This window comes from Paenibacillus sp. GCM10027626, from assembly GCF_042676285.1.
Classification (GTDB): domain Bacteria; phylum Bacillota; class Bacilli; order Paenibacillales; family Paenibacillaceae; genus Paenibacillus_Z.
Genome location: NZ_JBHTHC010000003.1, coordinates 425576 through 438166 on the forward strand (window position 1 = coordinate 425576; position 12591 = coordinate 438166).

The 12591-nt window shown below is 52.6% G+C and carries 12 protein-coding genes; 1 reads left to right on the forward strand and 11 read right to left on the reverse strand.

Going from position 1 to position 12591, the window contains the following annotated elements; all coding sequences use genetic code 11:
* Positions 1-28 precede the first annotated feature (28 nt).
* The 6 genes from ACFQ0N_RS08995 to ACFQ0N_RS09020 are packed head-to-tail and all read right to left on the reverse strand — an operon-like array spanning position 29 to position 5813.
* The gene (locus ACFQ0N_RS08995; RefSeq protein ID WP_379325033.1) at positions 29-928 is read right to left on the reverse strand and encodes a Gfo/Idh/MocA family protein; all 900 of its coding nucleotides are present in this window, start codon (positions 926-928) and stop codon (positions 29-31) included.
* On the reverse strand, positions 921-2105 hold the full coding sequence (locus ACFQ0N_RS09000) for a M20 metallopeptidase family protein (protein ID WP_379325035.1): 1185 nt from the start codon (positions 2103-2105) through the stop codon (positions 921-923). The genes ACFQ0N_RS08995 and ACFQ0N_RS09000 overlap by 8 nt, the downstream gene beginning before the upstream one ends.
* Positions 2089-3015 carry an L-serine ammonia-lyase, iron-sulfur-dependent, subunit alpha gene (gene sdaAA, locus ACFQ0N_RS09005; RefSeq protein WP_379325037.1) on the reverse strand — a complete coding sequence of 309 codons (927 nt, stop codon included), beginning with the start codon at positions 3013-3015 and terminating at the stop codon, positions 2089-2091. The genes ACFQ0N_RS09000 and sdaAA overlap by 17 nt, the downstream gene beginning before the upstream one ends.
* Positions 3012-3695, reverse strand: a complete 684-nt coding sequence (gene sdaAB, locus ACFQ0N_RS09010) for an L-serine ammonia-lyase, iron-sulfur-dependent subunit beta (protein ID WP_379325040.1) — start codon at positions 3693-3695, stop codon at positions 3012-3014. The genes sdaAA and sdaAB overlap by 4 nt, the downstream gene beginning before the upstream one ends.
* Before the next feature lie 27 nt (positions 3696-3722).
* Complete coding sequence (locus ACFQ0N_RS09015) at positions 3723-4739, reverse strand: dihydrodipicolinate synthase family protein (protein WP_379325389.1); 1017 nt, start codon at positions 4737-4739, stop codon at positions 3723-3725.
* 57 nt (positions 4740-4796) lie between these two features.
* A complete protein-coding gene (locus tag ACFQ0N_RS09020) occupies positions 4797-5813 on the reverse strand; it encodes an NAD-dependent epimerase/dehydratase family protein (protein ID WP_379325042.1) in 1017 nt (338 codons plus the stop codon).
* 497 nt (positions 5814-6310) lie between these two features.
* On the opposite strand from ACFQ0N_RS09020, the gene ACFQ0N_RS09025 reads away from it, so the two are divergent.
* Entirely contained in the window at positions 6311-6793 is a 483-nt protein-coding gene (locus tag ACFQ0N_RS09025) for a hypothetical protein (RefSeq protein ID WP_379325044.1), read from the forward strand.
* An 89-nt stretch (positions 6794-6882) separates the two neighbouring features.
* On the opposite strand, the gene ACFQ0N_RS09030 is transcribed toward ACFQ0N_RS09025, so the two are convergent.
* From ACFQ0N_RS09030 to ACFQ0N_RS09050, 5 genes are all read right to left on the reverse strand, one after another.
* Complete coding sequence (locus tag ACFQ0N_RS09030; protein ID WP_379325046.1) at positions 6883-8223, reverse strand: helix-turn-helix domain-containing protein; 1341 nt, start codon at positions 8221-8223, stop codon at positions 6883-6885.
* Between the two features lie 446 nt (positions 8224-8669).
* Positions 8670-9125: an OsmC family protein gene (locus tag ACFQ0N_RS09035; RefSeq protein ID WP_379325048.1), complete on the reverse strand. Its 456-nt coding sequence runs from the start codon at positions 9123-9125 to the stop codon at positions 8670-8672.
* Between the two features lie 185 nt (positions 9126-9310).
* Positions 9311-10135, reverse strand: coding sequence for a carbohydrate ABC transporter permease (locus ACFQ0N_RS09040; RefSeq protein WP_379325050.1), 825 nt, complete (start codon positions 10133-10135; stop codon positions 9311-9313).
* Positions 10136-10163: 28 nt separating this feature from the next.
* Positions 10164-11126, reverse strand: coding sequence for a carbohydrate ABC transporter permease (locus ACFQ0N_RS09045; RefSeq protein WP_379325053.1), 963 nt, complete (start codon positions 11124-11126; stop codon positions 10164-10166).
* A gap of 24 nt (positions 11127-11150) precedes the next feature.
* On the reverse strand, positions 11151-12575 hold the full coding sequence (locus ACFQ0N_RS09050; RefSeq protein WP_379325054.1) for an ABC transporter substrate-binding protein: 1425 nt from the start codon (positions 12573-12575) through the stop codon (positions 11151-11153).
* Between the last annotated feature and the right edge of the window lie 16 nt (positions 12576-12591).

Here is a 12591-nt window from a genome sequence, read left to right on the forward strand (position 1 = left end):
CTGCCGGTGCTGGAGGGCTTGTTTTTTGTCAGTCCAACTGAACCGTAACGCCTTTTCTCCGGCTTTCCTCTGCCGCTTCCAAAAAGCGAATGACTTCCACTGTCTCTTCCCAGTCAAGCGCAGGCTTGCCGGACTTGAACATCGCCATGACATCCTGCAGCATATCGGCATAATACGGGAAGCCCTCGCCTTGCGAATCGCAATGGATCGTCCGTTCAGGCTGGAATATCGTAGCGCCGAACGGGTAGACGCCGCCGCGTCCGCCGCGCATCGTGCCAATCCGCCCGTCGCTCCACTTGCCGGTGACAACATCGTGGCCTTCTGTCGATACAGCGGTTACTTCCTTGCACCCCTTGCCCATAATTGCGAACAATGTATCAGCCAGATGAATGCCATACCAGAAATAATACGATTGCGTAGGCTCAATGTTGATCGGGCCCTGCACATCGGCGCCGAGTACAGTCGCTCGCGCTTCCCCGGCGATTGCCGCTTTCACCGTTCGCGAGTAACGCAAGGAGGAAGAGCTCATAATTGGCACCTTATGCTCAGCGGCAATCCGGCCGATCTCCACAGCCTCTTCTCCGCGCAAAGCGAGCGGCTTATCGATAAAGACAGGTTTGCCATACGGCGCAATCCGCCGAAACTGCTCCAGATGGACGCGGGCATCGCACGATTCAAGCAGGATAGCATCGCATTCAGCGGCTACCGCTTCTGGCGTATCGGCAATTTTCACTCCGAATTGCTCTTGCATATCACGCGTATAGCCGGCAACCCGATCAATGCTTAACGCAAAATCCGGAGAACCGCCCGGGTAAGCGACCGTTACTTTGCCTCCGGCAATATGCTGCTCATTCGCCGGATCATTCAGCAGCTTGGTAAATGAGATCGCGTGTGACGTATCGAGTCCGATCATGCCGATTTTAATCATTGGATAACTCCCCCCAATGCAATCGCTGCAGCGCAATTTCTGCGAGCAGAGATGCTCCTAATGGAATACAAGCCTCATTAAGCGTATATTTCGGATGATGCAGCCCGTAAGACTGCTCGGCATTGTCCAGCGGACTGGAGCCAATCCAGAAGAAGCAGCCCGGTACATGATTCAAATAGATCGAGAAATCCTCGCCTGCCAAGGTCGGCTCCGAATCCAGCCGCCGCTCGGCGCCAATCATCTGTTCAATGACGCGTTCCACATGAGCAACGCATTGATCATGATTGACCAGCACCGGCACCTGCTCGATATAGCGCAGCTCGGCCTTGCAGCGGTAGCCGTCGGCAATTTGCCGGACGATCCGGGCGATCCGCTCCTTCATTGTTGCCTGCACCTCAGGCGCAAAAGTTCGGACAGTGCCCGTTAATTCTGCGCGATGCGGAATGACGTTGTTCGCATTTCCGGCCTGAATGCTGCCAATCGTCACGACTGCAGGCGAAAATGGCGACAGCTCGCGGCTGACGATCGTCTGCAAGCCCATCACAATGGCCGATGCGCATACAACCGGATCGATGCTTTGATCGGGAATCGCCCCGTGCCCGCCTTTGCCTTCTATCGATATTTCAATCCGGTCGACCGAGCCCATCAAAGAGCCATATCTGGTCGCCGCCACTCCCGCCGGCAAATTGGGGCCATTGTGCAGGCCATAGATCTCGTCTACACCTTCGAGCGCCCCTTCGGCCACCATCGCCTTCGCCCCGGCATTGATCTCCTCGGCCGATTGAAATAGCAGCCGCACCGTTCCGGTTGTGACCCGCTCCTTGAGCAGCTCTGCGGCGCCAAGCAAAATGGCGGTATGCGCATCATGGCCGCAAGCATGCATAACCCCTGGACGGGTTGAGGAGAAGGCCTCGCCGGACTCTTCCTCGATTGGAAGCGCGTCCATATCAGCCCGCAGTGCAATGACAGGACCGGGCTGCTCCCCCTTGATGTCCGCAACAATTCCATGACCGCCTACCCCGGTGCGAAAAGGGACTCCCAGCCGCTCCAGCTCGCGCGCTACCTTGGCCGCCGTCTCGGATTCTTGAAAGCTGAGCTCGGGAAATTGATGCAGATCGCGGCGAAACGCAACCAACTGCCCGGCAAGCCGTTCTCCCGCTTCAATTATTGTTGTCATTGCTATGCTCCTCCTCCTTCTGCTGCTTACGTTTCCGATTTCCATACAAGTTTTTCATGATCCGCTTGCCTGTTGGCGTTTGCGCCAAGCCGCCCTGTGCCGTCTCGCGATGCTTGGCAGGCATGGCCGCTCCCACTTCCAGCATGACCCCGATCACTTCATCGGACGGAATGACGCTTCTTACGCCAGCCAGCGCCATATCGGCCGCCGCCAGCGCCGTCACTGCGCCGAAGCCGTTGCGGACGATGCACGGAATTTCCACTAAGCCGCCTACCGGGTCGCAAATGAGACCAAGCGAATTTTTGAGCGCCAAGCCTACAGCATGCACAGCTTGCTCGGGCGTTCCGCCCCGCATCTCGGTCAACGCGCCTGCAGCCATGCCGATTGCCGAACCGACTTCAGCCTGGCAGCCGCCCTCGGCTCCTGAAATAAAGGAATTGTTGGCGATTACGTAACCGATTGCACCCGCGGCGAACAATCCCATGACAAGCTGCTCGTCATCCCAGCCAAACCGCTGCTGCGAGCTGACGAACACGCCGGGAATGATGCCGCAGGAGCCTGCGGTCGGCGTGGCGACAATACGCCCCATCGAGGCATTCACTTCCGACACGGACAAAGCATAGGCCAGCGCCCGGCACGCCTCTTCGCCAAGCGACGATAAGCCGCTGTCCATGTACTGATGAACGCGGCCTGCATCTCCTCCCGTCAGACCGCTGCGCGAGGGGACAGGCTCCTCGATGCCTCTGCGAACGGCTTCCTTCATAATATTGTAGTAATCTGCCATCATGCGAAACGTTTCTTCCTGGCTTTTGCCCGTTTCTTTTGCCTGCTCATTTAACATTAGCTGGCCAATTGACACTTGCTCTTCCCGGCAAAAGTCAATTAATTGCTGCAATGTTGAGAATTTCATCTCTTCACCTCTCCGCCTGTCAAATCCGCCAGACATACCCGGGTCACATCGGGCAAACGATCGATTTGGGCCATCAGTTCAGCTGAAACAGGCTCATCCGTCTCGATCACGGTCAGCGCATCGCCGCTTCTGCCCTTGCGGTCCACGTCCATATAACCGATATTAACCCCGCCGCTCCCTAATATCTTCGTCATATCCGCCAGCATTCCCGGGCGGTCCTGATGAAACACAAGCAGCGTCGGGTAATTCATCGTAAACTTCACATCGAAACCATTCACGCCCATCAGCTCAATATTGCCGCCGCCGATTGACGAGCCTGTCACCACGTCCTCGCGGCTGCCGCGCCGCAGCGTCAGCTTCGCTGTATTCGGATGAACAGACATATTCGAGCCTGTCGCAAACGTGACCGCCATGCCCGCTTGATCAGCCAGCTCCAGCGCATCCCTAATGCGCATATCATCAGTCTCATAGTCAAGGAGACCGCCAACCAGCGCCAGATCCGTCCCATGCCCGCGGTACGTATCGGCAAATGAACCGTAAAGCTTAATTTCCACCTGATCCGGAAGCTCGCCAAAAATGCGGCGCGCAGCACGCCCAATTCGTACTGCGCCCGCTGTATGGGAGCTGGAAGGGCCGACCATGCTCGGCCCGATAATCGAAAATACATCCTTAAACCGCATTGCGGCCTCCCCCGTTCATCAATGCTGCTAATCAGCAAGCCATTCTTGCAAATGCGCGGCTACAAACTCGTCATCATGCAAATGCGGATAATCCCGATACATCCGGTCAATTTCCTCCGCTTGCCCCGGAGACAGCACTTCATTCGGATTCAAGCACCAGGTGCCTTTAAGCAGCCCTTGACGGCGCAGCACCTCGTGAATGCCCGGAATACAGCCAGCAAAACCGTTCGCCGGATCAAAGAACGCCGCATTCGTATCTGTCACCTGTACGTTCCAGGTGAGCCATTCGCGCGGGATTTCACGATTGTCGCGGCAGCGTTTAATTTCTTCCATCAGCTCAACCGCTTTTTTCGTCCAAACCGCCCAATGGCCGAGCAGGCCGCCAACGACTTTTTTCTCGACAATCGCTCCATTCACTGTAAAACGATAAGTCGTCAAAAGATCGTTAATAATATTATCGTCATTTCCGGTATAAAGTGCAATTTCATCGCGGCGGCTGGAGTTGCAGACTGCGCGCACCACGTCGATCGACTGGTAACGATTGAATGGCGCCATTTTGATGGCCACGATATTCGGAATTTCTGCAAATTGCCGCCAGAAATCATAGGTGAAAATTCTGCCGCCGGCCGAAGGCTGCAGGTAGAAACCGATAACAGGGAATACCGCCGCTACCTTGGCCGTACGATCCAGAATCTCCTGCTCGCTCAGATTAGCCAAACCGCCCATGCTTAGCAAGCCGGCATCATAACCAAGCTCGGCAGCAAGCTTCGCTTCTGCAAGCGCCTGCTCCGTCGGCCCGCAAATCCCCGCTACTTTAATGAACGGACGATCCAGCTTCGCTTTCTCTATCTCTTCTGCAGCCAGCCGCAAAACTGGTTCATATAGGTCGATGCCTTTGTCGCGAATTTCAAATTGTGTCGAGTGTACGCCAACAGCGATGCCCGTAGCGCCTGCAGCCATATAATAACGCGTCAATGCACGCTGATGGCGCTCGTCAAGCTTGCGGTTCTCATCCAGTGCCAGCGGATGCGCCGGAATAACCATCCCTTCATGAAGGGCTTTAAACAACTCGGGAGACAGTGTTTTCTTTGCTTCGCTCACTTAGAATTTCCCCTTTCTTTCCTGGAAGTGCGTCGGCTTGTTCCAAGTTTCTCCGCCATTCTGGACCCACTCTGCCACCCAATCGATCATTTGCAGCAGCGATACGCGCGGATAGCCGAACATTTGGTTCGCTTTGCTTGATTTGCTGAGCAGCGCCGTATCCGCTTCCGTACCGGTAAACAGCGCTTCTTTGCCCATTCTCTGCGCCAGCTCAGTCGCCGCCCAGCGGATCGACATCGTCTCCGAGCCGGTTACGTTCAGCACCTCTGGCGGTGTCGAGCACTTCGTCAGGCAGCGCAGCGCAATCTCATTGGCATCGCCCTGCCAAATCACGTTGGCGTGCCCCATCGTCAAGTCGATCGGACGGCCTTCGTCTACTGCTCTTGCCAGCTCCAGCAAGACGCCGTAGCGCATATCGATCGCATAATTCAAACGGTACATCAGCATCGGCGTTTCATTTTTACGCGCAAAATATTCAAATACCCGCTCGCGGCCAAGGGTCGATTGCGCATATTCACCAACCGGCTCCGGCGGCGTGGATTCGCTTACACCGCCATGCGAAACCGGCAGAAACGGATAAATATTGCCGGATGAGAAAACAACGATGCGCGAATTTTTATATTTTTCAGCTACGCGGCCTGGCAAATAAGCATTCATCGCCCATGTAAAATACTCTTTGCCCGTTGTACCGAATTTATTACCGGCCATATAAATGACGTTAGGCACATCCGGTAATGCATTTAGCTGCTCATCATTCAGCAGATCGCAAGAAATCGTTTCCACGCCTGCGTCTTCCAATTCCTTTCTGGCCTCTTCATTGGAAAAGCGCGAGACGCCGATGACCCGCTTATTCAAACCGCCTTGGCGGATAGCGTTCGCAGCCAGTCTGGCCAAGCTCGGTCCCATTTTACCGCCGACACCCAATACGATAATATCGCCTTCAACTGAACGTAAATCCTCTATTAGTGCCTCAGACGGCTCTGCTAACTTTGCTTCAAGCTCTGCAACTGTCTTCATTTCCGCTCTTCCCCTCTCAAGTAACTTTACATTTCCATCATACGTGTAAATGATATTAAAAGACAAATCTTTTAATTGTCTTTAAATTGCTTTGCATTGCTGCGGGGAGCTTACCAATCATACCTGCCCCCATAGCCACAATATGGGCTGTGAAAGAAAAAAATTTGTAGATTGGCCGACTAAATGGATTTTCTACAGTTGGTTTTATGTTTTGTTCGTCAGATAGCCGGACTAGATGGAAAACCTACAGTTAGAATGGGAGTTAGAGATGGATAGACTCGATTTGGCCCAAACTAGCTGGATGATTTCCAGTTAGACTGCAAAATCCGTCTGTTCTGGCGTAGATACCTACATAAAATCCAGTTAGTTTTGGGGAAAAGGAACTCGAGATCAGCATTTAAGGTTGAGCTCTATGTATTTGGATAATCAACAGACGTGCTGAAATTGTAACATTTAATGTGTATTCTCCGTTTAGCACATAAGGAGATGATGAGCTCATGATGAACTATGACAAGAGATTTCTGAGTATTTCGTTGATCGTGCTGCTTTCGTTCGTGCTTATTTCCTGTAACAAATCAATTGCGCCGCCCAATGCTGCCAAACCGGCTAAAGATGTCGCGGAAAAAATACTCGTCCCCTTCCACGTCAATGAAGAGGATATTGCAAGTGTGACGATTTACCGCGAACCGGAAAAGGGGATACCTTCCGGCTTGATCGAGACAGCTGAAGATGTTGCAACGATCGCAGATATCTTAAATAATTCAGAGCCGCCCCCTGAAAATGGAACTGCCGATTACTACTGCCAGCTAGATTTGAACCTGAAGGATAGTTCAAAGATTTCGCTTGAATTCGGCGGACGCGGCGGCTTTTTCAAAATTGTCGATACTGGCGTTTTCTACGGTCTTAAGGCAGGCTACAGAGAGAAGCTGAACGATTTGGTTGATCGGATAGAGAAAGGAAATGCGAATATCAGGAAGTAAGCGGTACTGAGATGACGTGCGCGGACATATGATCCGTTATTGCTCCAAAAAACACAAACAGGACATGTCCCCATGCCCTGCCCGCGCCCCTATAAATTTTTCTGCAAAAACGCAAAGCGGAAAATTTGCCGCGGCCGCCCGCGCGGCACCTTCTCCATCCCCGCCACCTCAACAAGGCCATGGTCGATCCAGTTCAGCAGCAGCCTGTGGGCGCTTCTAACCGTAATGCCCAGCAAAGTGGCAAGCTCGTGCACCATATACTCATATTTGCCGTGATGGGCGCGGTTATGCAGCAATTTGCTCAAATAGGCGCTGGTCATGCCGGCATCCTCAGCCCGCTTGATCAGCTCCGCATCTGTAAAGGAGAGTACCTCCTGGACCGGCTCGGCCATCTCCAAGGGACCGATCAACGTCCCGTCCTCGCGGACGATAAAGCCGGTGTTGCCTCCGACCTCCTTCGCCTTGCGCATCGCTACCCGGGCATTCGTGCCTGCCGCGCTCGCAGAACGGCCGAAGCCGATCCCGATACTTAAAGACACGCCATATGTTTTATTCATATCTTTGGCCAGCGGAATCGATTTGTAGCCGCCGGATTCCCGCTCGAATATGCCTCGTGTCGTAAAAAACAAATACTCATCCCCGCCCAAATGAGTCAAATAGCCGTCCAGCGACTCGACGTAATCGAGCACCATGCGATGAATATCCAGCTTCAGCTTTTGCACCTCGTGCTCGCTGTTGTGCTTCAATGCTACACGGCCGAAATCGTCGACATTGATCATACCGACGACGATTTGCGCCTCCCGGCTTCTGCGGGATGCCGTCGACAGAAGCGCCCGCTCCAGCGTCACGACAATTTCCTGATCAGAAGGCACCAGCCATTGAACCGGAATGCCTTGCTCTGTCAAGGCCCGTGCCGTTGATCCGACCCCGGTGAAGGCGATTCGCGCGCTCCCCCGCTCTACCTGCTCCTTGTGAAAGGCAAGCAGCTTGTCGCTGGAAGCATACGGCGGCCCATCATAAATGATTGGCAGCACACTGGTAATCTCCAGCTCCTTCAATGCCCGGACAACCATCGTTTCCGTCAGCGTATCGACGGAGATGCCGCCCTCCAGCATGCCCGAACGCCCGGCAAAGAACAGCGCTTTATATAAACCCGATCCCGTAATTGGAATATGAAGCGTCGGAACGGCAACATTCATTGCGTCCTTCACCTTCCGGTGGGCCAATGGATCGGAATATAAAATGACTTCTACGTCCGCGGCGATTTCGCCCGTCAAGGCCGGTGCCTCGTCTTCATGCACAAAAATGCGGGAAACAGGCGCAAACGAAGGAAAGGACTCAAGAATGCGTAAAATTTGCTCTACAATCTGCTGCGAACCGACGACGCCGATCCGAATATGATGCTGTGGATTGCCGCTTGCAACCGACAATGTAAATCACTCCTGAAATCGGTTTTTTACTAGTATACCTACTTCAACGTCCTCTGGCAAAACGAATCTGGCAGCTACATCGGAAACACCCCGCTTCAGCGGTATCTTCACATACCTAGGAGCATGCATCGCGGCAGCAGAGGTCAGAGGTTCGAGCACCGAAGGGATAAGCCCCAAAGCGGTTTCATCTTACGGAAGCCACAGACGTTATTTCGCCTATAAACCCCCTTTTTGAATTCTAACGGAGCTGAGCGACCTTAATTGGACGTTTTCTTGCGAAATCGTGCTAACAATCAGCAAATAGCGGCACACTGTTCCGTTACAATTTCAGATCGGCCGATTTTTCGAAAATAGCGGCCGTGAGATCCGTTAGCGTCATGACAAAGAGGCCGCCCCCTAGTTATCATCCAACCGATAACTTTCGGGACAGCCTCTTACAATACCTCTTACACCGCTGCAGGATTTTCGATCACGATGCCGCTCAGCTTCATGTTGACCGGAGCAGCGATCGTGTCGCCTACCGGGCACTGCTTCTCCAGGTATGCAACAAATTGCTCAACCCGCTCGCGCGGAGCGTCGGTCTTGATGTGGAACGTGTAGCGAATGTCAGAATAGCCGCGGCGCACATCGGATTTGTCGAAGAAACCGTCCAAATCGATATCGCCTTCTACCTCAACGCGGAAATCTTCCAGACGAATACCAAACTTGCGCGCATATACGCGTGCCACGATCGATTGGCAAGCTCCAAGCGCTCCCAGTACAGCTTCCACCGGATTCATTCCTGTGTCGGCTCCGCCCAGGCTTTTAGGCTCATCGATTCTAATTTCGAAATTACGGGCGCTAACGTTGACCGCAACCCCTTCTTGCAAATGCGCAGTGGCTTTGAACGTTTCTACAGACATGACCTTCGCTCCTCTATGTACAACAAATTAGTAAGTTAGCACTATAATAGCATACATATCCGACAAAGTTAATATGAATTAAAAAAATTATATTTTTCTTCACAAATCGGCTACGATTTGCTCACAATTATCGTTAGACAAAGAGCGGCACCCTTAACAAGGGCACCGCTCCAATCAAGCTAATCTTATTTAATGCCTGAGGCATTATGATTTTGCACGAAATACTTCTCTGCGAACAGAAATACGAGCAGGATCGGCACCAGACTAAGCAGCGCTGCCGCCACCATCATTTGCTCATTGCCAGTCCATTGGCCGCCTAGCGACAAGATCCCGACCGGCAAAGTGAACTTCTCGCTGCTGGTCAAATAAATGACCGGGGCGAGAATTTCATTCCATTTGCCCATAAAAGTGAAAATAGCCAGCGTCGCCAATGTCGGGCGCACCATCGGAATGAAAATGCGGGCATAAATCTGCAGCGGGTTGCAGCCTTCCATTTTGGCCGACTCTTCATATTCCTTCGGTATATTCAGGAATGCCTGCCGCAGCAAAAAGATGCCGAACGGCTGCGCCAGCCACTCGATGACCCACAGCGGAGTCAGCGTATCGAGCATGTTCACGCTGTTGAAAATAATGAAATGCGGAATGATGATGACGACTGGCGGAATCATCATCGTGCCCAGCACCATGACAAACAGCGCATTTTTCAGCGGAAAACGCAGCCGGGCAAAGGCGTAGCCCACTAACGAGCAGGACAGCAAAGACCCTGTTACCGACAGCAGCGCCACATAAAAGCTGTTACCGATATATTGGCCGAAGTCGCCGAGCTTGAGCACCTCGGAATAATTCGACCATTGAAAAACAGCCGGAATCCACTTTGGCGGTACCGCCGTATATTCCTTGTACGTCTTAAGCGAATTCATTAATGCCGTTAAAAAAGGCACGACCATAATAAGCGAGCTGATCGTAATCGCGATATAGCCAACCCATTTTCCTATTCTTTTATGCTTCATGCGTCAAGCGCCTCCCCTTGCGTGCATGCTAGTTGTAATGCACCCATTTTTTCTGCACGGTCATTTGAATGAGTGTCAGCACGAACAAAATCATAAAGAGTACCCACGCAAGCGCTGATGCATAGCCCATCCGCATATAGGTGAAGCCCTCGCGATACAAATAAAGCATAAGTACAAGCGTCGAGTTGTTCGGCCCGCCGGCCGCACTGATTTCTCCCCCGCCGGTCAAGACATAAATTTGCTCAAACGCCTGGAAGGTGGAAATTGTACTAAGAATGATGACTAGGAACGTCGTCGATGAAATCATCGGCAGCGTAACGGCTGTAAATTTCCGCAATGTTCCCGCACCGTCGATTTCGGCAGCTTCATACAGATCGTTCGGCACGCTTTGCAGTCCGGCCAGGTAAATGACCATAATATAGCCGATCCCTTTCCATACCGCGATCAGCACAAGCAGCGGAATGGCCAGACTGGCATCCTGCAGCCAGCGCTGCGGATCGAGGCCGAACCAGCCCAAAATCGCATTGGCAAAGCCAAAGCGCGGATTAAAAATCGCATCCGCAACATACAAAATGACCGTCCAGGATGAAATAACAGGGATGAAATGCGCCATTCGGAACAGCTTAAGCCCTTTCAGCTTCTGATTCAGCGCCGTAGCCAGCACCAAGGCCAGAAATGTCTGCAGCGGAACAAACAAAATCGTAAAGTACAAAGTGTTGCCAAGCGACTTCCAAAACAGCTCGTCGCCGAACAAGCGACTGAAGTTGTCCAGACCGGTCCAACGCGGCGGATTCAGCATATCGTAGTCGGACAGGCTGAAGTAAAACGATGCCGCGAGCGGCCCTGCCACGAACAATATAAAATGAAGCAAGTAGGGGGAGACCATTAACAGGCCCCATCTCCCCTCATGATCAAACGATTTGCGTTTTTTAGCCTTGACCGGGATTTGATCGACAGTTGGCAGCGTATTTCTGCGGATGGAATTGTCCATATCAACCCCGCCTTTCAATCTTCATTATTTTTTATAGAAATCGTCAAGCACGCGCTGCACATCTTTGTCCGCTCCGGCCAGCGCATCGTCGATCGATGCATCGCCAAGGAAGGCGCGCTGTGCATTTTCGTTAAACTTGCCGACCCATTCTTCCCAGACGGCATTTACATCCAGTGTACTGGCAACTTCCAGGCTGTCGAGGAACGCCTGCACATTGGCCGGCTTCTCGTTGGCATTCAAGAAGACATCCGAGTTCGCCACCGATTTCTTCACCGGAATCGCCTCGCCCAGCTCAGCCCATTGCTTCTGTACATCGTCTTCCGTCGCCCAATATTTGACCCATTCCCATGCCGCTTGCGCTTTTGCATCGTCCGATTTCTGATTAATGACCCATGAATTGGCGATAACCGGCGCTACCCGTTTTCCTGTCGGACCTTTTGGCAGCAAAGTAACATCATAATTCAAGCCGGCTTCATTCTCGGCCAGCACCCGGGCATAGATGCCGATCCGCATCGCCGCCGAGCCGCTTGGGAAGACGGCCATCGAGCTTTGGAAGCTTTTCAGATCGACCGGATCGGTAATGATGCCGCGTTTCATGCCGTCAACCATCCATTCAAAGGCCTGCTTGTTTTCCGGCGAGTTGATAATTGACTTTTGTCCCGTTTCATCCAGCGCGCCGCCGCCATAGGAGCGAATGACCGGGAACCAGCCCTCTGTAATGCTGAAGAAGGTCAAACCGAATTGATTCACGTTGTTCGCGTCAAAGCCGGCTTCATCCGCCGTTTTGCCGTTCCCGTCAATCGTCAGCTTGGCAGCGGTCTGCTTCAGATCTTCCCAAGTCCAATCTTCGGTCGGATAAGGAACATTGGCTTTGTCGAACATATCTTTGTTGTAGTGAAGCGTTGCCACCTGAATGCCTTGCGGCACCCCCCAATACTTGCCGCTTGCATCTTTGTTGAAATCAAGACCGTAATAGTCATCCTTGTTCAAATCGCGCGAGATCCAATCCGACAAATCTTTGATAGCACCGCGCTCAGCATATTTCATTACATATACGCCGTCAGAAAGCCACACGTCCGGAGCCTTGCTTGCGGCAATTTGTGTATCCAGCTTTTGAAAAAACTGCCCGTACGGCGCACTTTGCGTCGTCACTTTAATATTGGGATGCTTGCTCATAAAGGTATCGATCAATTGCTTCATTTTCTCGTCGGATGTGCCGCCTGAATAGTAGCCGAGCACAATCTCGACCTTCTCATCGTTTGTTTTGGCGTCACCGCCGCCGCCTTCCGATACCGTTCCTTTATTATTTCCTCCCGCGCCATTATTGCCCGTCTCCGGCTTGGAATTCCCGTTGCCTTTGCCCCCGGAGCAGGCTGCGGTCAGCATGACGAGTACAATTACCATCGCCAGCAGCATACTTTTACGCCAGTTGTTTCTCATCTTCTTCATCCCCCTTGTTTAGTTG